This is a genomic window from Geobacillus sp. E263, assembly GCF_007197795.1.
GTDB classification, from domain to species: Bacteria; Bacillota; Bacilli; order Bacillales; family Anoxybacillaceae; genus Parageobacillus_B; species Parageobacillus_B toebii.
Genome location: NZ_CP041632.1, coordinates 440,160 through 462,788, shown reverse-complemented (window position 1 = coordinate 462,788; position 22,629 = coordinate 440,160). Strand labels below are relative to the sequence as shown.

The following is a 22,629-nucleotide window of genomic DNA, read 5'->3' as shown; positions in this document are numbered from 1 at the left end:
ATCCATAGAGGAGATCTCCCCTATAGCTAAATCTTATTCATCTATACCTAAATATTGTTTCGCATTAATTGTTGTTTGGTATAAGAGAACGGGTTTCTTCTTTAATAGTTCTTTAAGACCTTCGAGTTCTAATGATGGATTTATTATTTCTGAAATGTTCGCTTCTAATGATGAAACAATAACACTACTTTCATTTATTCTATCAAGGTCAAGACAGTCAACTTCCTTACCTTCAACTTTGAAATAGAACCTACATCTAATATCACCGTCAACATCTCGTGGAAGCTCTAGCCCTTTATTTATTTCCTTAATCACTATACCTACATTTACATAATAACAATTAGAGTAATTTGATTTCTGCAATCCAAGGCAACATATTACCTCAGGACTTTCCTTATAATAATATTTGCCTTTTTTCGAGAAACCGTTTGCTAATAAACAGTCATTAACAATCTTTTTAAACTCTTTCCTTTCCATCGCCTCTACCTCCTCAATAAACTTCTAATACTGTTCTCCAGCCTTTACCATAAATTTTTTCAACTTCTTTTTTATAAGCTTTTAATTGTTTTAGGCCTTTTTTTATTGCTCGTGGGTTATTTGGTTTAAGTTCATATATAATTTTCTTCTCGAAATCAATAAAATCAATTCTTTTTCCACTTGGTAAACGAAATTCCTTTTCTCTTCCCCCTTTAAGTACCTTATTAGCTTTATATGATTTATGCATTTGTCGTCCTAATTTTAAATTTGACTTTGTATATCGTTTAGCAGCTTTCTTAACGGTTCGTTTTACTGCTTTTTTATTAAGGATTTGGCTACTTTTTTAGCAACAATCCTTCCACCAACGGAGACCAAGATAATTATATAAGGATTCTCTCCATCTGATCGGTTAACATCACCGAATTGTTGTTCGCATACGCATACCCATTCTGCGTGAGAATATCACCCGCATCCCCTGAGTCTGGATCCAAGGAAAGGAACACACCGTGCCCTAGACAATAAGAAAGCTGCTTAACGGAACCCCATAGGACAAAAAAACAGAAGGACGAATTTGCGTCCTTCTGAAGAAAAATTTTAAACTGTCAATCTGGTGAAAAATGATTCAACTTTGATAATATTTTAGAGCTATTCATTATGCCTCTCTTAATTTTACAGAGGTATAACGCTTTGAATTTTTCTCGTAAAGCGCTATTTCATCATCACTTATCCACATTAAATGACCTAAAAACCTATCGTAAATAAGTTCATCGGGTTCAGTTGACACTATTTTTTTTTCAAGTAATACTTTATCTTTTCTATCTTTAATCACCATCTTTATTGTAAAATCATACAGATCGTGATTACAATGTACCTCAGCTTTGTATTTTTTATTTGGACTTAATTTAGGCTTGTTCCAAATAAACTCATTAATATAGTTTAACTCCTTTACTCTCTCATAAGCTTCTTGAAAAGGATTAGGATCCCAATTTTTTTCTCTAATAACAAAATCGAGGCTATTTTTCAACAGTTCTAGGATCTCTATTTTTTTTTTGTTATCTGGATACTCTAGAAATTCTTGAATATTATATGGCACTAAGACTTGACAAAAACCATCAAAACATCCTAATAGTTTCATCTCGGAGTAATTACCACAATGGAAATTTAACTGCCTACAATCAGCGGTTTTATATTTTTTATCAAAGACCCGTTCATACAATTTGGTAATACATCTAGTTTGAAAAGAAAAACTTTTTTTAACGTCGGATATCCCTTCTTCTCCTAATAATAGAAATGTTTTCAGTAACATAGCTTACCCCTTTCTTTATGTTATCACGGTCTGACATGAAGATACATATTACCCCCAGCTTTTCTCACTGCATAAGCTCTTCCTCTCTCCCACTTTAGAGCTTTCTCTCTTCCATAAATATTTCTCTTAACAATCCGAGCATAGTATCTTTGATACCCCGCTTTTTTATTCCACTTATTGACCTGACGGTTAGCCCTAGGTGATGTACCGTTTTTGTTTAGCTTAGCACCACTAATACCTACTTTAACTATACGTTTTTTACCGTTAACTATTTCATAAATTTCATACCCATGATGAATCCTCTTTGAGAATCGACTATTACCATGCACAGCTTTAATAATTTTACTAGCAGCTTTGAACTTGCCACCAAAACCAACAAAATTGATAGCCGCCGCAGCCGCGACACCTTTCCATCCTTTTCCTGACTTGTATGCCTTATACGCACTATAAGCCGCAACCCCTGCATTGATGGCCAGCCATACCCAATGCCCATCCGGATCCACCAACATCACTGGATTGTTGTTCGCGTACGTATAGCCGTTCTGCGTGAGGATATCGTCCGCATCCCCTGGGTCTGGATCCAAAGAAAGGAACACGCCATGCGTTGGATGATAGTACCGGGCAATTAAGTAATAGAGACCCGTTTCGTTGTCATATTGGTACCCCGCATATCGGTATGGGTTTTCGTCCGCCAAGGCACCGGATTGGGAAAGAATATTCCCCCACGAATCATATTGGTAACGGAACACAATGTTTCCTTGTTGCTCATTTAGAGTGTGAATCGTCTATTTCTTTCGTTTCAATTTCTTTATTGTGATTTTGATATCGTCTAATAGTGCGCTTTCACTTAGCCATTTCCAAAATTTCTTTTTTGTTAAATACTTTTTTTCCTCAACAATTCTTTCAAGCCTTGATGCATCATCAGTATTTCCATATCTACCTATTGCAAGTATGGCATGATTCTTTAGTGTTGTATTAAAATCACCCGTTAAAATTTCAAAGAACTTATTTACTACATCCCTGGTAACTTTGTCCTTAGGAAATTTTTCCGCGAAAGCAAGTAGAGTAACGGCACTAAAAATACGCTCAAATTCCTCACTAAAGAGATCTTCTATTATAACTTTTGATGCTTCTGGATGATCAAATGAATGATAAATAGCCTCTGCTAATGCTTTATGAGAATAACGGGAATCTGGTTTTCTGTACTCCTTGATTATTTCTTCTATTCCACACATTATTTGTAATTTTGCTACCTTGATTTGTTCCAGTACCTCTTTGTTATCCGTCTTGATTTTGTCTAATTCTCTTATAGCGTTATAATCGCCAATTACTCCTATCATAGCTATATCTGCGATTAAATCCGTGCCACTTTTTTTAGATAAATTGTGAATCTTTCTTTTTAATTGAGTTTCCTTACCCTCTAAAAAATCCAATACACTTTCTGCATAAGCTTTAACAAAAAATATCTCTGTCTCATCTTCAAGAATAGTTTTCAGAAAAGGGATTACACTACTGTCATTTAATAATTTCAATGTTTCTAATATACCAATCTTGCCAGTAGGATCTACTTTATAAAAGTATTTTTGTAGGATAGTAATTATGTCTCTTCCCATCTTAGCTAAATCTTGAGCAACTATATCTATATTATGCTCGTTGAAATTATGGGTCTTCACCATTTTCTGTGATTTCTACTCAATCCTAGATACATGTTAGCTGGATGAAATAGGTTCATCAGTCAGGATCCTTCTTCCGCATACAGACCACGAAGTTGGTAGAATGGAAACAGTCAAGTGCTTTCCTTGACGGGTTCCATTCTACCAACTATCATACCGATAGCGGAAGAAGGGAGCGCTTAAGCAGCCTGACTACCTGTAGTGTTCCCTGTACACTCCAGAAATACACGCAAACGAAACCGTTCTAAATTTCGATAGCCGTATGCCCGGCGTTTGATGTTTTTGATCTTGTGGTTCGTCCCCTCGATTCGGGCATTCGTATATGGGCACAAAAAGTAGGAAAGAATCGGCTCCTTCCACCTTTCAAGCGTGTTGGCTGCTTCCTGAAAAGAAGCAAAAGGGCTCTGTTTAGCTAACTGAATCCATTCTTCCAAGCGTTCCTTTGCTTCGTTATATCCATCGGTTCGGTAAAAATCCCGAAACAACTCTTTCAGATAATAAGCAATGGAGAGTACCGGATACTCCTCCAAGATATCGTCTAATCGACGCCGTTGGTCCTTACGAAGCTTTTCACAGCCTTTTAAGAGAAGATATCGAGCCTTTTTCAATGGAGAAAATTCCTTTCTTGCTTGATCCAAGGCTTGGGTCACTTTTTGAACCACATGGTACTTATCGATGACAATCGAAGCAGATGGAAACAGGGCGCGAACCGCCTTATGATAAGGTTCCCACATGTCAAGAATCACCGTTTGGACCATTTCTTTCGACAGGATATTTTGGCTCAACAAGTTGATGGCGGAGTCACATTGGCGATCGGCATGCATTCCCATGACCGATCCAGCTTTGGCATCCATCAATACGGTTTCATACTGATGTCCCTTTTTTACCGCGATTTCATCTAAGCTAAGCACCATCCCTTCCTGACAAGATGCCTCCATTGTGTTTTGACGCTCTTTTGCTTTTTTTGATGCGATGGAGTAGTAGATGCGTTCCAATGTCGTATAGGGGATGCGCTGCTTTCGACTAACCTCTTGAATGGTGGAGCCTTCACAAAGTTCATACAAGTACTCACAAAATCGACTAGTGTAATGTTGATTGGGTTCAATCGATTCCAAAGAGGCAGAAAACACTTGGGAACAATTCCGGCACCGATAGCGCTTTACCTTGACGAACAAGTACACCGGCTGATGGAAAATCGCCAAATCCCGTACTTTTCTTGTCCGTCTGTCGTGGACAGAGGAAGTGGCAAACCCACAATGAGGGCAACGTTCCTGTGTCTCTATTTTCTCTACATGAATCGCATAACCATAGGAAAGAAGTTCTTGTTTAATCACTTTAAATTCTGGCAATCCTAGTGATATAGAAAGCACTTACGAGACCTCCTTAATGTTTGTTTCGTCGCTAACATTATTGCCAGGATCTCGTTAGTGCTTTCTCTTTTTTGTCACTAAATCACAAAATTTGGTGATGAACCGAAATTATTAACTAAATTTCTAACCGTCCCCTCATATTGATTCATATTTTTCACCCCTAAAACTATCAAAGAGGGACACACTCTGAGTGTGTGGCCCAAAATATCTTTAATAACTTGCCCTAATTATAATCCATGCGCCGGCTTTCTTATAATTCTTGAGTTGCCTTTTTACATTGCTTCTTTTCCAAGAATCTTTTGGTTTTAATTCAACGTCTAAAATTTCTTTTCCGTCCGCCGTACCGACCGAAACGCTTTCCACTAAGCCGCGGTCATCATACGTAAAGGTCGAACCGGCTCCATTTCCTGTCGTGAAGGTGTGAACGTTTCCTCTCTCGTCACAATCAATGTTTTTTGTTTGGCTACATTTCTTTATTAGTTGTTATTCTTTCTCACTCTGAGATAATAAAAGCTCACAAACCTTAAAGTAGGTCGTGAGCTCTAAATAAAAATTTTTCATAAAAAGGCTTCATCAATATTCTGTGTTTCTGTCAAGATAGGTTTGAAAATTCTATCTTTAAAGTACCCCACGTTAACCAGACGACATGTTAGGAAAATAGGTTGGATTTATATATTTAAAAAATTTCCAATTATACTTTGATTTAGTTTTCATACTCCCAAATAGCGTACCGACTAATAGCTAAAGCTGTTTCGTTCCAGGTTTTTCTTGAACAATGGGCAAGTATTTTTTTGAGACGATCCTCTACACTTTTTATATTAAAGTCTTTCATTATAAACAATCCCCTAGCTATCTCCAATCCTGACTTTTCCACCATATTCCCTAACCTTTTTGGACTTGTAACATAGATAGTAAATACTTCAGCAGAATCTGAGTCTCCCTTGATACCAATATCCGCTTCAATTTCTATCCAAAAATCATCAGTCTTCTCTCCCCAGTCTTCATCCATTATCGTTAAACAAAATAATTCAGGAATTATCATTTATATGGCTCCCTCCATGCTAAACATTCAAGCGTGCATTTCGTAACTTATATGTCTTTTTGTTGATAGGACTCTTATAAAATTCCTCAAAATTCGCTTGATATACCCTTCTTGTTTTCTTATACTGCATTCTAAATACTTTAGATTTATCTTTACTTCTATATCCTATCCATTTACCATTTTTGTAGAGTGGCTTAGCCCCTGATCCAACCCATGCTTTCCCAGCCTTTTTTGCTAGTCTCTTACTCACTCTCCCTACTTCTATAGTAGTGTTACCTTTTCCATACTTAGCCGCCAATAAAATCTTCATAATCTTGGCTGTTTCTCCCGCTTTATAAATTCTATACGCTTTAAAAGCCGCACCGCCAACAAGCCCTACACCTACAGCAATCGCTGCGACCTTCCAACCGCTTTTTTAAAGGCCTTATACCCATCATACGCCGCAAACCCTGCATTAATTAACAACCAAGGAAGGTTCCCATCCGGATTCACCAACATCACTGGGTTGTTGTTCGCATACGCATACCCATTCTGCGTGGGAATATCATCCGCATCCCCTGAGTCTGGATCCAAGAAAAGGGACACGCCATGCTCCGGGTGATAGTACCGGGTAATGAGAAATATCCGCTTAATAGAAGTTCAAAAATATACATGCATGAGTTGCCTTACTTCCAACCGGAGCAGGGAAATACGCTGCCTCATCCCTTAACAGTCGAGCTTGTCTGATTTATTCTTACAGAAAGTAAGACAAAACCCTTAATATTAATAAAGGTTTTCAAAGTTTTAATTATAAAAAAATGCCTTAGGAGAGAGCGTTTCTCCTAAGGTTCTACAATTACAAAAATAATCCGACCTATCTAATCAATATTTTATTTAATATGTCTGATTTCTTTCACCTTAATCAATATTTTATCACAATGTTTTCCTGTTTTTCATTGAGTTTATGAAGAAGAGTCAGTCAAGACTTTGTGGGAACTTTTTTGATTCGCTGAAAACAGATGTAAGTCATAGGTTAGCGAACCATTTTTTTGAATCCCATCCGTAAGCGCTTTCGGACTCTCATCCCTTGCCATGACAGACCGATATGTATACCTTTTTTTACCATCCCTTGAGTTCAGACAGGGCATGATAGATCGGTGTCCCGGACGATTGCTGTAAATATGGCACGTTATTCCGCGTTACCTCCGGAAGAAGACGGCGGACGCGTTGTTTCGCCTTGTTCACGATCGTCTGTTTGGTGGATGCCGTCGACGCCGTTTCCTCCGCCGGCTGCGACGATTCTTCTCCTAAACGACGTCCGAAAAGACGAATCCCATCCATCCGGGCAATCATTGCCTTGAAAAACGCCCTGAGTCCCTTGTCTGTCCAACTGCGGCGGTATTTCACCCGATACGCCAGCTGGCTCATCACGCTTTCAGCCCTCCCCATCGGATACATGCCCGTTGTGTCCACTCCTTGCTCCTTCAGCCATTCCCGGTAATCACGGATGCATCCCGGCATCGATTCGATCCGGTGGATCAAGGCAGCCAGCTGTTGTTCTTTCGCTTCGTCCCCCAGCGTGCCGAGGGCGCTGTTCAGTTCCACAAGCAACCCCTCTTCATCCTGCTTCGCCAGCTTTTGCCGAATCGCCTGCCACCGTGGATGGCCCGAGAGGCATTGGCGCAACTCACGCGCCACGTGGAATCGATCCAATTGGAAGCAGACCCGTCCCTTGAAATACTCCCGGCACGCGGTAATCCATGGAGCGCCGTCCCCGTTGATGACAAGAAGATCCCGACACGGATCATAGGCATATTCGTTCATCAAAAATTCCTCGAAGCCTTCCCACACCTCCCTCTTGCCCTCATGGACGTAATGGCGCTGATTGACAAATTCGATCCGTGAGCCGTTGCGCTTCCACCCTTCGTGAACGGTCAGGATTTTGTCTTCCTTGGCTCGTTTTCCCTTCCCTTGGCGAGAAACAAACAGTCCATCGGCCTCCACAAACAGCACCCGTCCATATCGCTGGTCCACCGGGCAGTGCAGCGGAGCTTCAGCTTCGAGCACCAACTGGCGGATCGCCTCATGGCTCATCACCGGATACCCGACCATCTGGGCAAGCGTACGAGCCGCTTTGCGATAGGAAGAGCACTCCACAGCCAATCCCACCGCCGTTTCTTCTAGACAAGGGCTGATTGACTGTGATCCATCAAACGCTAAAAAGGAGTCAAGCAAAAACGTGTAACGGTTTTGTTCTCGATCCAAATAGTAGTTCCGCTCAAAGGTGACTTCGCCAAACAGGGTTTGAATCGTGGTGCGTCGTTTGTCTTTCAAGTGGTATCGGCGCTTGTCCCGGGTTTCCGCCAATTGTCGGTCGATGTCCTCCAACAGAGCCGTAAACAGCTCGGCGAAGGCGTTTTGCAAGGCCCGAAACAAATCAAGTTCGATCTCTTTCCATGTCAACGAATTTTTGGTAAGATGTTGTTGAATATTCATGGGACTCTCTCCTCCTGTTTGGGTGTTTTGGTCAATCATTATCATAATAGGGAGAGAGTCCTTTTTTCATGTTTCCTGCTTGGGATCCTACCGCGCTTCGCTTGGTGGCCCCGATGAGGGGGATTGCGAACCTACGTTCCCAACCCCCTCATCGGGGAATTCTAAGAATTTCTCCCACAAACATTTTACTCACACTATGAAGAAAGATAAGACACTTTATTTACTTTCCATATAATCTGTGTTTCGTTTTCTTTTTCTAAAAAAGTTACAACCCACCCGAAATGATGTAAACGATCAGTAAATGTCACCTTATGATTTAGTGTCCATGTTAAATCACCTAAATATCTCCAATAAAAAGATTCGTATGGTCTGTCTACTCTTACTAATCTTTCTTTCTTTAAAACCTTATTTCCTTTTTGACGTTTTATTTCTAAATATATATCTACATAAGAGACTTCGTGTTCACATATAATGCTACATATATATCTACGATTAGGACTGCTCTTTTTCTTATAGATAAATGTATTTTTGTAATTTAATTCTTTTATCTTGTTGTATATTTCACGAAAAATTTGCTTATCCCATCCTCGCTCATCAGCAAGTTTTTCCATACCCTTTTGTAACACTTCTAATGCCATTTTCTTTTTTTCCAAGTCATCCGTAAGAGAGAAGTATTGATTATAATCCATTTCAACATAAACAGTAATAAAATCGGGTACCATTTCCATTTCAATTTCTTTCTCGCTTAATTTAGATAGATCCGGTACGCATTGAATGATAACTCCCTTTTCCCCATCTGTATGAATTTCGGGCAAAAGACGAGTATAAAGTGATGTAATACATCTTGTTTCATAATGAAAGATGGCGGACTTGCTTTGCCTATAATCGGTAAAGGGGCTTGTCTCACCAGTATCATAGTCAACTATTACAGTATGATCAAAATAGTTTATATCAATTGGAATAGAAAGTTGAATATCCCTTATAACAGTCATTTTTTCACTTCCTTTTATTAAATTTATGGGCGATAGTGAAATGGAGGTGATAATTTGTTGTTAGGCTGGATTCTATTAACGTATTCCGTATGCCTTTTTTCCCATCTCAGTGCATTATACCTACCACGTATGTTAGTTTTTACTATTCGTAAAGCATACCGATCTGTCTTGTATCGCTTATTCCACTTTCTAACTTGCCTTTCAGCGCGATATGATTTTCCCTTTTTAGAAATCCTTCCATCACTAATACCAACTTTGACTACTTTATTAGTTTTTTTATCATAAATTTCATATCCATGATGTATCGCAGGATTTCTTTTACTATTCGAATGATATTTTTTTGAAATCTTTCTATATTTCTTGTAGACCTTATAAATCTTATAAACTCTATAAGCCCCCACTCCAGCTATAATAACAATATGAGCATAATGCCCATCCAAATCCACCAACATCACCGGATTGTTGTTCGCGTACGTATAGCCGTTTTGTGTGAGGATATCGTCCGCATCCCCTGGGTCTGGATCCAAAGAAAGGAACACGCCATGCGTTGGATGATAGTACCGGGCAATTAAGTAATAGAGACCCGTTTCTTTGTCATATTGGTATCCCGCATATCGGTATGGATTTTCATCCGCCAAGGCACCGGATTGAGAGAGAATGTTCCCCCACGCATCGTATTGATAGCGGGCAACAATGTTCCCTTGTTCATCCGTCAGGGCGATGACATCGCCATGCGCGTTATAGTGATAAAAATACGTCGCATTGCTTTTTTCATGGCAAGGAGTTGCCCGTTTTCTCCGTATATATATGATCTTACCACATTTCCATCCACATCGGTTTCATACAGAACATTTAGGCTGTCCCCTTGGTAATGGTAGTTCGTAATGACGCCATTTACATTCTTTTGGATGCGCCGGCCGTCTTCATCATATTTGTACGTCACAAAAGAAGTGCTTTCTCCTTTTCTTATAATGAAAACTAATTGGTCCACTTCTTTACACTCGTATTGATACTTTCCATCTTCTAAACGGTTGCCGTTGACGTAATATATGATGGATTCCATTCCAAAACAAACCAACTGATAGCGATATCATAATTAGAACTAGCTCTAGTGAAATATACATCCCTTTATCGCAACAATTAACCTTAACGTTTTTTGTAAATTGAATTATTTGTAAAAATCTATCTAAAAAGAAAAAGGGGGAATTTGTCCCCATACCCATCAAGTTAAGAATTTTGGTCTTTGTGCATCGTCAAAAACATGGTATCCTTTCTAACGAACACTCCACGTTAGAAAGGATTTTTTTCATGGAAAAACAAATGAAAGCATGGATTCAAACCATTCGTCAACTCTTTTCTCCCGAAGAATTAACCCGTCTCGCACGGAAAACAGGCTTTATCCGGCGGCAGCGTTCGTTAACGGCGGAAGCCTTTCTGACGCTATGTGCTTGGGGAGACGGATCGCTCGCTTGTCAGTCGCTTCAGCGGTTGTGTGCCGATTTGGCGCTCTGGCATGATTGCTCTCTCTCGAATGAAGGACTGAATCAGCGGTTTACACCTCGTGCCGTGGCGTTTTTAAAAGAGGTCTTTTTTACTCTCCTGATGCATCAACGTCCGGCACTCTCTTCCATCACCGAAACGTATCGCGCTTGTTTCACCCGTCTGCGGATCTTAGACTCTACCAGTTTTTTACTTCCGACCGACTATGGTGAGGACTATCAAGGTTCTGTTTCATCTGGCGCCAAAATCCAATTTGAGTATGAGCTGTTATCGGGCACCTGTCTTCAGCTGTGCGTCCAACAGGCCAATGATTCCGATGCCCGTTTTGCTTATCATACCCAGCACACGATTTTACCGAATGACCTTTGCATTCGGGATCTGGGGTTTTTTTCACTCGCCACGCTGGCGGAGATCGATGCTCGAGGTGCTTATTATATTACCCGGTTGCGTTCCAATATCAAAGTCTATATCAAACAGGACGGGGAGTGGCACGAATGGGATTGGGAATCGATAGGAAATCGATTGGGCGAGGGGGAAGCCGTGGAAGTGGAACACGTGTATATCGGACACCAACGCCTGTATGTTCCGCGTCTGATTTTTCGCCGTCTCACAGCGGAAGAATGGGAAAAACGGCTGACGTATGTGCGGAAAAAGGAAAAAAAGAAAGGGAAGGCGCTGTCACGCCAAACCCTTGAACAAAAGAAATATCACATCTTACTGACCAATTTACCACAAGAATCGTTTGATGCGCAACAAGTTTATGAGCTGTATTCGCTGCGCTGGCAAGTGGAGCTGTTATTTAAGGGCTGGAAATCCTTATTTGATCTTGACCGTGTCAAAAAGATGAAGAAGGAACGATTCGAATGCCACTTATATGGGACATTGATTGCCATTTTAGTCACGCAGACTCTTCTGTTCCAAGCCCGAAGGTATTGGCATCAACGGGAGGGAATCGAGATCAGTGAATGGAAAGCGCTTAATATCCTCCAATCGTATTGGCATCGGTTTCTTTTGCATCCCCAAGCGATGGAAACCGTCCTTCCATCTCTCCTGTCTCTGTTAAGGAAACACGCGAGGAAAGACCGAAGGAAAGGAGAGGAAACGGTATCGGATCTTTTAAAGAAATTGGGGATATGGTAGTGTGGGTTATGGATATAAATGCCAAATAACCCTCTTCTTGAGGGTTATTTGGCATGCCCAGCATTTGGTTTTCTCTTCATCCTTTGATTGATTTTTCGAACATGCGTATCATCCTAAAAAATTTTATACCGCTAACTTGACGGGTATGGGAATTTGTCCCCCCACTTAAATGATAGATTTCACCTCTAATGTATAAGGCTTTAACTCCTTTTCTAATAAAATTCTGGCAATATCGTCTGTATTTGAAGTAATTATTAACTCTTGAGGAGTACGACCAAAACTGATTAACAATTTTTCGTGTTCTCCTTCTAACAAAATAGCTATACCTGCTTCAAAAGTGAAATGAAGAGTATTAGAGTTAGCTTTACAATAATAGTTTTCTTCTAAAAAAGTAATCAATTTAAACCCATTTGGAGACTGCATATCTTTAATTTTTATAAATTCTGGTTTTTCTTTAGGATTAAACGAATACAGTTTCGGTATTTCTTTTTCCTTTACAATGACAAGATGATCAATTTCTGCATTATAGTTTATCTCCGTTTGTTCTGCTGTAACTAAATAAAACTCTCTATCGCCTATCTGCAATAATACTTGAAGACAGCTAATAACTTCACTATAGTTAGAAAGAAGGTCTAGCCCATCCGTAAACACCGTTACATGTTTGGACTGCGAAATACGATATAAGTTATCAAGTTTCGTTTGAATAGGAATCACATAATGTGGCATAGATGACATATTTTACACCTCACTTAAAAGTGTATATCCTCGTAAATACCACCTCGTTTGAAATCTAAGTTGATCTTTAATGTCCCATCCTTTCTCCTTGTATACCGAATTTGATATCTTCCGTCAGGAGTAAATCTCCTAATAGTATTTCCTTTAGAGACTTGTTTCACTTTTTTTCTCTTTGTATAGTGCCTAAATATACTTTTGGCTACTGCCTTTCCTCCAGGCAGGTCAGTGTTGATTCTAGTTTTATGCTTTTTAGGGTTTTTACCAAGAAGTCTGACAAATCTAACATATTTTCCTGTATTTCTAACAAGTTTAACTTTTCCTCCACCAACAAAACCGATAGCCGCCGTAGCTGCGACACCTTTCCATCCTTTTCCTGCCTTGTACGCCTTATACCCTTCATACGCCGCCAATCCCGCATTAACGACCATCCACACAAAATGCCCATCCGGATCGACCATCATCACCGGGTTGTTGTTCGCATACGTATAGCCGTTTTGCGTCAGAATATCATCGGCATCGCCTGGGTCTGGGTCCATGGACAAGAACACGCCATGGGTCGGGTGGTAGTAACGGGCGATCAAGTAGTAGAGCCCGGTCTCCTCATCATATTGGTATCCCGCATAGCGATATGGGTTTTCGTCCGCCAATGCGCCGGATTGGGTAAGAATGTTCCCCCACGCATCGTATTGGTAACGGACAACGATATTTCATGTATGGATCCTTACCGGAAAAATCAAAGGTTATTATAAAAACCTAACGGACACAAGATAAATCCTATAAAAAGTACCAAAAAAACGAAACAACCTTTCCCCGCTGAAACATCGGGGAAAGGCCGTAGTTTGGTACACTCTTTTTATGGCTCTTTTCTAAAAAATTGTTGCTATTAGCCAAAAATAAATACAAAATCTCGTTCAATAACCAAAGGAGAGGGATTGCCTTGTTCAATGCAATGATAGGGATTGTAATTTTACTTGCAGGATTATGTTTAAATTTTTCGGAAGTTCACCTATCCTGAAAAAGCGTGATGAACACAACAAAACAACCCCTACAGATGATTCTATCTACCCACCTAATACTCCCATGGCGGAGGACATTAGACTTTTGTCTTTCTCTTCAAAAGCAACAATCTGTACGAATACAGTCTTTTTATTATCCACTCGACATGGTCAGGTGGATCTATCGTTCCGCTGTTCTCTTTCTTCTTTCGTATAAACGATGCGCATCGGATTGCCAGCGGCAAACGCTCCCGCAGGCACATCTTTATGTACGACCGTGCCAGCGGCGACGACGGCGCGGTCGCCAATGACCACGCCGGGAAGCACCGTCGAGTTGGCGCCGATCATCACTTCGTCCCCAATAATCACATCGCCAAGACGATATTCATCAATTAAATATTCATGCGCCAAAATCGTCGTATTGTAGCCAATGATGCAATTGCGGCCGATTTGAATTTTTTCCGGAAACATAATATCCGGCATGACCATAAAGGCAAGCGCCGTTTTTTCCCCGATTTTCATGCGCAAAAACGTGCGGTACAGCCAGTTTTTCACCGCTAAAAACGGTGTGTAGCGCCCGATTTGGATGATGATCACGTTTTTGAGCACTTTCCAAAACGACACGGTTTTATAAATCTGCCACAAGGAATTGGCACCAGATACTGGATATTTCGTCGTCCGTCTCACACGTTTTCCACTCCTACAATCGTCAATAAGTCGCTCATTTTTTCAAGCATAAAATCTGGTTCATATTGTTCCAAATACTCCCGTCCTTTAATCGCCCATGCCACTCCCGCCGTTTTCGTGCCAGCGCGTTTTCCCGCTAAAATATCGTGATAATTGTCGCCGACCATTAACGCTTCATCCGGCGTGGATTGCAGCAAGTCCAGCGCTTTATAAATTGGCTCTGGGTCCGGCTTTGCATGTTTGACGTCATCGAGCCCAATGACACAGTCGAAAAATGGTTCTAGTCTCGTTTTCTTTAATCCCATCACTGCCGTTTGATGAATTTTTGTCGTTACCACGCCGAGGCGAAACCCGTTTTGGTGCAGCGTTTCAATCGTTTCATACACCGTTTCAAATTCACGGATGAGCGCGTCATGCTGCGCATGATTGAATGCGCGGTACGTATCAATCATTTCTTGTACGCGCGACGGATCCAATGCGTTGAACGTTTCATAAAGCGGAGGGCCAATAAACGGCAAGACATCCTCGCGTTTATATTTGCCTGGATAATATTTTTCTAACGTATGTAAAAACGATTGAATAATTAATTCATTGGTATCGATCAATGTTCCATCGAGATCAAATAATATTGTACGAATGTTCATACTGCAGCTTCCTTCCTTTTTGTATCTTCGACACGATTCCAAATAAAGCTAATAAGCATGGTTAATAAAATAGCGGTGACCAGCCGAATGACAAGCAGCGGCCATACCGGGATTCCAAGCGGAACAAATACGAGCGTATCTTCTATAACGGCGTGGCAGGACACAAGAAAAATAAAGGCCAATGTTAAATCGCGTTTTGATACGCCGTCTTCTTTTACCGCCTGAATCATCACTCCCGCACCATACGCTAAACCGAACACGAGTCCGGCCGCCAATGTCAAAGAGGTATTTTCTTTCATGCCGAGCAATTTCGTCACCGGCGCCATCCAACGCGAAAAAATATGAATCCATTTTAACTCTTTTAATATTTGAATTCCAATCATAAGCGGAATAACAATCACCGCTAACTGCACAATCCCAAGGCACGCTTTTTTCAACCCGGCAAGCAAAATAGCTCCCCAGCTTGTCAGCTGCTCTGGAGAATTGGAAACAAAGCCGTATTGCGCCGTTTCACTTCCTCCTTGCCAAAGATAATGAATCAATAGAGCGGAAACAAGCGCGAGCCCGACGCGAACAATAACCATTAGCGCAACGCTCATACCGGTGCGCGACGCGACGGTCGACTCGATGAGCAAGTTATGGGAAAACGAAAGCATAACCGCCAAAATCAACACTTCTTTTACTGTTAAGTGCATTGTCAGTATGGCGCCAATTGCGGCGTACAAGTTTAATAAGTTGCCGAGCACAAGCGGGATGGCCGCATCTCCCGGAAGCCCGATCCATTTCATGAACGGGGCAACAAGCTGAATGACCCATTGCAATACGGGGGTATGCTGCAAAATAGACACGATGAGCGTAATCGGAAAAATCACCTTTCCAAGCGTCCACGTCGTTTGCAGGCCAACCACGAGCCCCCGTTGTAATATTCCGCCCATGTTTCTTCTCCCCTTTTCTAATCGTTATACCGCTCCTTCGCCAACCCTTTCATTCTGCGAAATATCCATAAACATACCGAAAGTATAATTAGCGCAATGGAAACGACTTGCGCGATGCGAAGATGGCCCGCTAGCATTAAACTATCGGTGCGCATTCTTTCAATGAAGAAACGTCCGATGGAATACCAAATAAGATAGCTGAGGAATAACTCGCCGCGCCGCAAATTAACGCGCCGCAGCCACAACAGCAGCAAAAAGCCCGCTAAATTCCAAAGCGATTCGTACAAAAATGTCGGATGGTAATATTGTCCGTTAATATACATTTGATTAATAATAAAATCCGGTAAATGCAAGCTTTCAAGAAACTCCCGCGTTACCGGACCGCCATGCGCCTCTTGGTTCATAAAATTGCCCCAGCGTCCGATCGCCTGCCCTAAGATAATGCTTGGCGCCGCAATGTCCGCCAGCTTCCAAAACGAAAGCCCTCTCGTTTTCGCAAAAACGGCTCCTGTTGCGACCGCGCCGATCAATCCGCCGTGAATTGCAAGACCGCCTTCCCAAATTTTCGGTATTTCCGATAAATGTTTAGAATAATAATCCCACTCAAAAATCACGTAATAGGCGCGCGCACACACAATCGCGATTGGCACCGCAAACAAGACGAGATCGACAAACGTTTCTTTCGGGAGTCCGCGCCGCATCCCTTCTCTTGTCGCCAGCCATAATCCGATCAATACCCCCGTTCCGATAATGACACCATACCAATAAATCGTAATCGGACCGAGATGCAAAAAGACGCGGTCTAGCGGTTGAATCGTCGAATCCATTCGATTATTCCTCCCAACTGTTATTCGTAATCATGTTCACCATCTTCAATCGCATCAGTCAGACGCGCGGAAAACTCTTCCGCTGCGTTTACCCCCATCCGTTTCAAGCGGAAATTCATCGCGGCCACTTCGACAATCACAGCGAGATTTCGCCCTGGGCGAACCGGTATCGTTAATTTCGTTAATTCTGTGTCAAGAATTTTTACTTTCTCTTCTTCCAACCCGAGACGATCATATTGTTTATTCGGATCCCAAAGTTCCAAATCAATCACTAACGAAATGCGTTTATGCGTCCGCACCGCTCCGGCGCCGAACAATGTCATCATATTAATAATGCCTAGCCCGCGGATTTCGAGCAAATGTTCAATAAGTTCCGGCGCGCTGCCAACGAGCACCCCTTCATCTTCTTGGCGAATTTCCACACAGTCATCCGCGACAAGCCGATGGCCGCGCTTGACTAATTCCAAAGCTGTTTCACTTTTGCCGACCCCGCTTTTTCCTGTAATTAATACTCCAACGCCGTAAACATCGACCAACACGCCGTGGACAGCCGTTGTCGGAGCCAATTTACTTTCTAAATAGTTCGTCAAACGGCTCGAAAGACGGGTCGTTTTCATCGACGAACGCATCACCGGCACCGATTGCCGTTCGGAAGCTTCGATCAGTTCCGGCGGCACTTCCAATCCGCGCGATATGATAATCCCTGGAGTAATATCGGTACAAAGCCGCTCCATTCTCATCTTTTTCTCTTCCGGGCTTAACGTTTCATAAAATGAAAGCTCTGTTTTTCCTAATAATTGAATTCGCTCTGCTGGATAATACGTGAAATAACCTGCCATTTCAATACCAGGACGAGACAAATCGCTTGTCGTAATCGGACGATGAATTCCTTCCGCTCCGCTTACTAATTCCAACTGAAACTTTTCGATAATGTCTTTTGTACGCACTTTCGGCATGTCGGCATTTCTCCCCTTTCTTTGTCTTTTTCCATTTTAGCATTTTTCTTTCTCGCGTTGAATCAAAAAGAGGCGGATCCCTTCGTTCCGCCTCTCATACTTATTTTTGCCGCAACGGCTCAATAATCGCTTTTTGAATAAGTAAATGGAAAAAGGAAAGAACAATCGAAGCAAGCAGTGCGGTGCCAAACCCGTTTATTTCAAACGCATTCCCCATTAATGCTGCTGTCATCATCAAGGTAATGGCATTAATGACAAATAGAAACAATCCAAGTGTTAAAATCGTTACAGGCAATGTTAATAAAATTAAAATGGGACGCACGACAACGTTTAAAATGGATAAAATCATGCTGGCGATAAAAGCGGCGCCGATGCCGCTAAATTGAATGGAATCAAAATATCCATCAATCGCCGCCAATAAAACCGTATTCACAAATACACCGATTAACCAATTGATCATCTACCATCACCGTCTTTTCATGATTTTCTTCTGTTACTCACTACCGCCCTCCATCATTTGCAGCGAAATCGATCCTGCTTTCGAATCCGCGCAAATATGAAGGGGCGGTTTGGAGGAATTTTCACTTACAAAACGAATCGTTTTTTGTGCCGTTTCTTGTTTTTCCTCCACAGGTGATACGTTCGGATGCTCGCAGATCAATCCGCCAAGGTTTGTTCTCATTTCTCCTTCCAAACATATATCACGAGGAAGCAGCAATGTAATGTTTCCTGTGACCGTTTTTCCGGTGATGACTCCATCTTCTCGTTCCGTTGCATACGTAATTCCACCGCTAAACGTCCGTAAACGCGCGTAACGATAATTCCCGTTCAGCTTGACTTCCCCGTGAATCGTTTCTGCTTCGACGTCCTCGATCTCGCTCTGTTCCAATACAATGGCCCCATTTGCCGTTTCTAATTCCGCTTCTTCCGCGAACAAGTGTTGAAGCGTGATCGAACCGTTTACGTTTTTGAGATGCAACTCGTTTGCATGCAGACGCTCGATATCGATATCCCCGTTAAAAAGCCGGCATTTGACGTCTTGATAACGTGCTTGCGGAACATAGATTATCGCATTTGTTTTCATAAACGGTTTCGCAATGGAAAAGCGAAAACGCCCATTTTGCACAAGAAACAACGTCTCCTCTATAAATGACTTCTTCGCCGCATCCAGTGATTCGGAACGATAAACTTTTGCTTCACATTCGACGCGAACGTCCGCTTGGTCCCACGGCAATACCTTGATATTACCATTAGCGATATGCACATCGATTTCCTGCAAAGCAGCATTGCTTTGCTGAAAAACATGTCTCACTTCAAAGGCATTCGCAAACGGAAAGTCAAACTCTTTCACTTTTTTTACGGTCGCATCGAAAAAATCAAACAGTTTCTCTTTCAATGACGCCATTTTTACAGAGTGCTGCTTCGAATTCGAATGAGACTGGGACGAATGAAGAGGTCCGAACAGCTCGCTGCCGCTTTTTTGTTCATCCAGCTGCTCAAGCAGCGCAAGCGCCTCTTCTACTGTAAGCTTCCCTTCCTTCACCATTTTTAATATGCGTTTTTTCTCTTCCATCGTTGATCCCCTCCCATTATGTTATTTTAACACCTGAATCCCTTTGATAATATTCCAAACGACAACGACCAAGTTGACGACCCCCGCTATAGCAAAACCGAGCCATACTAGGCCGCTGCCGACCCAAAATGACACATCGCTGCCTCCCCCTGTCAATCCTGCAAAAATAGCACTGATGATAAACAACAAAATGGTCGCGGCTGGAATCAAATGGGAAAGAAACGCTTTTTTCGCGTGTTGTTTCACTGCTTGATCATCGGCGACAAAGTAAACGACAATCGGAAAGATGAATCCAGCAAAGAAAATACTGAAATAACATAATGATGCAAGCACTTTATTGGAATTCACGAAAACTCCCCCTTTGTTTTTATATACGACCGCGATCAAGAAAAGTTTCTCAGGAGATGCGATTTAAAGAAAAACAAAACGGCAAAGGCTTATGCCCTTGCCGTTTCATATAACGCGCGCATTCGTTCGCGGTCGCGCTCCAATATCGGTTTTAAATAGCGTCCGGTGTACGAACTTTCTACTTCGGCCACTTCTTCCGGCGTTCCTTTCGCAACAATTTGCCCGCCATGATCGCCGCCTTCTGGCCCGAGATCGATAATGTAGTCCGCCGTTTTAATAACATCGAGATTATGCTCAATCACAAGAACGGTATCCCCGTTATCAACTAAGCGCTGCAACACTTTCAATAAACGGGAAATATCATCAACGTGAAGCCCGGTCGTCGGCTCATCTAAAATATAGAGCGTCCGGCCATTTGAGCGGCGATGCAATTCAGATGCTAATTTGACACGCTGCGCTTCTCCTCCCGACAATGTCGTTGCCGGCTGTCCGAGCTTCATATACCCTAAGCCGACATCATATAGCGTCTGTAATTTCCGTTTAATTTTCGGGATATTTTCAAAAAACTCAAGTGCGTCTTCCACAGTCATATCAAGCACTTCCGCAATATTTTTTCCTTTGTACGTTACTTCCAGCGTCTCACGGTTATACCGTTTACCATGACATACTTCGCATGGAACGTACACGTCCGGCAAAAAGTGCATCTCAATTTTAATAATGCCGTCCCCGCGGCACGCTTCACATCGCCCGCCTTTGACGTTAAAGCTGAATCGGCCTTTTTTATATCCGCGCACTTTCGCTTCATTCGTCGCCGCGAACACTTCGCGAATGTCGTCAAATACGCCGGTATATGTCGCTGGATTGGAACGCGGCGTACGGCCGATCGGCGATTGGTCAATGTCAATAACTTTATCTAAATGCTCAAGCCCTTTAATCGTTTTATGCTCGCCTGGCTTTGCCTTCGCGCCATGCAGTTTTTGCGCAAGCGCCTTATACAAAATTTCATTGACGAGCGTGCTTTTTCCAGAACCAGATACGCCCGTGACTGCGACAAATGTACCGAGCGGAATTTTGACAGACACGTTTTTTAAGTTATTTTCCTTCGCGCCAACAATTTCGACCCAGCGTCCGTCCGGCTTGCGGCGCTCGGCTGGGATCGGGATGAATTTTTTCCCTGATAAATATTGTCCAGTCAGTGAGTTTGGATTGTCCATCACTTCTTGCGGCGTTCCAGCAGCGACAACCTCGCCGCCATGAATGCCCGCACCCGGCCCAATATCAATTAAATAATCCGCGGCAAGCATCGTATCTTCATCATGTTCAACAACAATAAGCGTATTGCCGATATCGCGCATGCTTTTTAACGTTGCAATCAAGCGGTCATTATCGCGCTGATGAAGTCCGATCGACGGCTCGTCCAAAACATACAGCACTCCTGTTAAGCGCGAGCCGATTTGCGTCGCCAGACGAATGCGCTGCGCTTCTCCGCCGGAAAGCGTCCCAGCAGAACGGTTTAATGTTAAATAGTCGAGGCCGACGTTCTTTAAAAAGCCGAGCCGCTCACGTATTTCACGCAAAATGAGATGGGCGATTTTCTTTTCTTTTTCGCTTAACTGCAAGTTTTGGAAAAACTCAAGCGCCTCCGTAACCGATAATGCCGTCACTTCGCCGATATGTTTGCCGCCGACAAGCACGGCGAGGCTTTCTTTTTTCAGGCGGTTTCCTTTACAAGTCGGGCATGGCTGATGCGCCATATATTTCTCCATTTGTTCGCGAACATAATCAGAGCTTGTTTCACGGTAACGGCGCTCGACGTTCGGAATAACGCCTTCAAAAACGATATACTGCTCGCGAACTTGTCCGAAATCGTTCTGGTAGCGAAAGTAAATTTTCTCGCCGCCGCTTCCGTATAAAATTTTATCAAGCTGCTCCTTCGGCAAGTCTTTTACCGGCACATCCATGTCAATGCCGTAATGGTTGCACACCGCTTCTAACAGCTGCGGATAATATTGTGAGCTTTGCGGCTCCCACGGAGCAACCGCATGCTCGCGCAGCGTCAGTTCATCATTGGGGATGACTAAATCCGGATCCACCTCGAGCTTCGCGCCAAGCCCATCGCAGTCTGGGCAGGCGCCGTACGGACTGTTAAATGAAAACATGCGCGGCTCTAGCTCTCCAATCGAGAAGCCGCAATACGGACATGCATGCTTTTCACTAAACAACAGCTCTTCCTCGCCAATGACATCAATCAGCACTTTTCCGTCCGCAAGCTTCAAGGCCGTCTCTAATGAATCCGCCAAACGTGCAGCAATTCCTTCCTTAATAATAATGCGGTCCACGACGACCTCAATCGAATGTTTTTTATTTTTCTCAAGTTCAATATCTTCCGTGAGTTCCCGCATTTCCCCGTCGACGCGCACGCGCACATATCCTTGTTTGCGAATGTCTTCCAGCGTTTTGGCGTGCGTTCCTTTCCGTCCGGAAACAATGGGAGCGAGAATTTGCATTTTTGTCCGTTCCGGATAAGCAAGAAGCCGATCAACCATTTGTTCGATCGTTTGCGATGTAATTTCAATGCCATGCTCTGGGCAAACCGGCCGGCCGATGCGGGCAAACAAAAGCCGTAAATAATCGTAAATCTCCGTGACGGTTCCGACAGTAGAGCGCGGATTGCGGCTCGTTGTTTTTTGGTCGATCGAAATGGCCGGCGACAGCCCTTCAATCGCATCGACATCCGGCTTATCCATTTGTCCTAAAAACTGGCGGGCGTACGCCGACAATGATTCGACGTACCGCCGCTGTCCTTCCGCATAAATCGTATCGAATGCAAGCGACGATTTCCCCGAACCGGACAGTCCTGTCAATACGACGAGTTTATCGCGGGGAATTTCCACATCGATATTTTTTAAATTATGAGCTCTTGCGCCTTTTACGATGATTTTATCGGTTGCCAT

General features: G+C 42.6%; 20 protein-coding genes and 4 pseudogenes. 1 reads left to right on the top strand and 23 read right to left on the bottom strand.

Annotated features, from left to right (window positions below):
• Positions 1-33 precede the first annotated feature (33 nt).
• The 12 genes and pseudogenes from FNL97_RS02265 to FNL97_RS02215 form a co-directional block, all read right to left on the bottom strand.
• On the bottom strand, positions 34-477 hold the full coding sequence (locus FNL97_RS02265; RefSeq protein WP_011230501.1) for a DUF4304 domain-containing protein: 444 nt from the start codon (positions 475-477) through the stop codon (positions 34-36).
• 13 nt (positions 478-490) lie between these two features.
• Positions 491-724 (bottom strand): hypothetical protein, encoded by a 234-nt coding sequence (locus tag FNL97_RS02260; RefSeq protein WP_143414974.1) that lies wholly within the window; start codon positions 722-724, stop codon positions 491-493.
• Between the two features lie 405 nt (positions 725-1,129).
• Positions 1,130-1,783, bottom strand: a complete 654-nt coding sequence (locus FNL97_RS02255; protein WP_014195316.1) for a hypothetical protein — start codon at positions 1,781-1,783, stop codon at positions 1,130-1,132.
• 23 nt (positions 1,784-1,806) lie between these two features.
• Positions 1,807-2,556: pseudogene (locus FNL97_RS02250) on the bottom strand (RHS repeat-associated core domain-containing protein); the annotation flags it as partial.
• 12 nt (positions 2,557-2,568) lie between these two features.
• Positions 2,569-3,459: a hypothetical protein gene (locus FNL97_RS02245; protein ID WP_143414973.1), complete on the bottom strand. Its 891-nt coding sequence runs from the start codon at positions 3,457-3,459 to the stop codon at positions 2,569-2,571.
• A gap of 176 nt (positions 3,460-3,635) precedes the next feature.
• Positions 3,636-4,826 carry an ISL3 family transposase gene (locus FNL97_RS02240; protein WP_143414972.1) on the bottom strand — a complete coding sequence of 397 codons (1,191 nt, stop codon included), beginning with the start codon at positions 4,824-4,826 and terminating at the stop codon, positions 3,636-3,638.
• A 703-nt stretch (positions 4,827-5,529) separates the two neighbouring features.
• Positions 5,530-5,868, bottom strand: a complete 339-nt coding sequence (locus FNL97_RS02235) for an Imm8 family immunity protein (protein ID WP_143414971.1) — start codon at positions 5,866-5,868, stop codon at positions 5,530-5,532.
• A gap of 19 nt (positions 5,869-5,887) precedes the next feature.
• Entirely contained in the window at positions 5,888-6,178 is a 291-nt protein-coding gene (locus tag FNL97_RS18260) for a hypothetical protein (protein ID WP_286173460.1), read from the bottom strand.
• A gap of 158 nt (positions 6,179-6,336) precedes the next feature.
• Positions 6,337-6,489, bottom strand: a pseudogene (locus tag FNL97_RS18820) (RHS repeat-associated core domain-containing protein); the annotation flags it as partial.
• A gap of 477 nt (positions 6,490-6,966) precedes the next feature.
• On the bottom strand, positions 6,967-8,343 hold the full coding sequence (locus FNL97_RS02225; protein ID WP_286173459.1) for an ISLre2-like element ISGsp4 family transposase: 1,377 nt from the start codon (positions 8,341-8,343) through the stop codon (positions 6,967-6,969).
• A 194-nt stretch (positions 8,344-8,537) separates the two neighbouring features.
• The gene (locus tag FNL97_RS02220) at positions 8,538-9,335 is read right to left on the bottom strand and encodes a hypothetical protein (protein ID WP_143414970.1); all 798 of its coding nucleotides are present in this window, start codon (positions 9,333-9,335) and stop codon (positions 8,538-8,540) included.
• Positions 9,336-9,358: 23 nt separating this feature from the next.
• Positions 9,359-10,416: pseudogene (locus FNL97_RS02215) on the bottom strand (RHS repeat-associated core domain-containing protein); the annotation flags it as partial.
• 227 nt (positions 10,417-10,643) lie between these two features.
• Between FNL97_RS02215 and FNL97_RS02205 the strand changes: the two are divergent.
• On the top strand, positions 10,644-11,975 hold the full coding sequence (locus FNL97_RS02205) for an IS4 family transposase (protein WP_143414967.1): 1,332 nt from the start codon (positions 10,644-10,646) through the stop codon (positions 11,973-11,975).
• Between the two features lie 165 nt (positions 11,976-12,140).
• Here the strand turns inward: FNL97_RS02205 and FNL97_RS02200 are convergent, their stop codons facing one another.
• From FNL97_RS02200 to uvrA, 11 genes and pseudogenes are all read right to left on the bottom strand, one after another.
• Complete coding sequence (locus FNL97_RS02200) at positions 12,141-12,710, bottom strand: hypothetical protein (RefSeq protein ID WP_094239809.1); 570 nt, start codon at positions 12,708-12,710, stop codon at positions 12,141-12,143.
• 14 nt (positions 12,711-12,724) lie between these two features.
• Positions 12,725-13,411: pseudogene (locus tag FNL97_RS02195) on the bottom strand (RHS repeat-associated core domain-containing protein); the annotation flags it as partial.
• A 465-nt stretch (positions 13,412-13,876) separates the two neighbouring features.
• Complete coding sequence (locus tag FNL97_RS02190) at positions 13,877-14,392, bottom strand: acyltransferase (protein WP_143414965.1); 516 nt, start codon at positions 14,390-14,392, stop codon at positions 13,877-13,879.
• Positions 14,389-15,036: a pyrophosphatase PpaX gene (gene ppaX / locus FNL97_RS02185; protein ID WP_143414964.1), complete on the bottom strand. Its 648-nt coding sequence runs from the start codon at positions 15,034-15,036 to the stop codon at positions 14,389-14,391. The genes FNL97_RS02190 and ppaX overlap by 4 nt, the downstream gene beginning before the upstream one ends.
• Entirely contained in the window at positions 15,033-15,971 is a 939-nt protein-coding gene (locus FNL97_RS02180) for a nucleoside recognition domain-containing protein (RefSeq protein ID WP_143414963.1), read from the bottom strand. The genes ppaX and FNL97_RS02180 overlap by 4 nt, the downstream gene beginning before the upstream one ends.
• 17 nt (positions 15,972-15,988) lie before the next feature.
• Positions 15,989-16,798 (bottom strand): prolipoprotein diacylglyceryl transferase, encoded by an 810-nt coding sequence (gene lgt, locus FNL97_RS02175; RefSeq protein WP_143414962.1) that lies wholly within the window; start codon positions 16,796-16,798, stop codon positions 15,989-15,991.
• 20 nt (positions 16,799-16,818) lie between these two features.
• Complete coding sequence (hprK, locus tag FNL97_RS02170) at positions 16,819-17,754, bottom strand: HPr(Ser) kinase/phosphatase (protein ID WP_143414961.1); 936 nt, start codon at positions 17,752-17,754, stop codon at positions 16,819-16,821.
• Between the two features lie 100 nt (positions 17,755-17,854).
• On the bottom strand, positions 17,855-18,214 hold the full coding sequence (locus FNL97_RS02165) for a phage holin family protein (protein ID WP_062679080.1): 360 nt from the start codon (positions 18,212-18,214) through the stop codon (positions 17,855-17,857).
• Between the two features lie 33 nt (positions 18,215-18,247).
• Complete coding sequence (locus FNL97_RS02160) at positions 18,248-19,327, bottom strand: DUF4097 family beta strand repeat-containing protein (protein ID WP_143414960.1); 1,080 nt, start codon at positions 19,325-19,327, stop codon at positions 18,248-18,250.
• 21 nt (positions 19,328-19,348) lie between these two features.
• Positions 19,349-19,675, bottom strand: coding sequence for a magnetosome magnetite crystal formation protein family (locus FNL97_RS02155; protein ID WP_015865051.1), 327 nt, complete (start codon positions 19,673-19,675; stop codon positions 19,349-19,351).
• Positions 19,676-19,764: 89 nt separating this feature from the next.
• Positions 19,765-22,629, bottom strand: a complete 2,865-nt coding sequence (uvrA, locus tag FNL97_RS02150) for an excinuclease ABC subunit UvrA (RefSeq protein WP_143414959.1) — start codon at positions 22,627-22,629, stop codon at positions 19,765-19,767.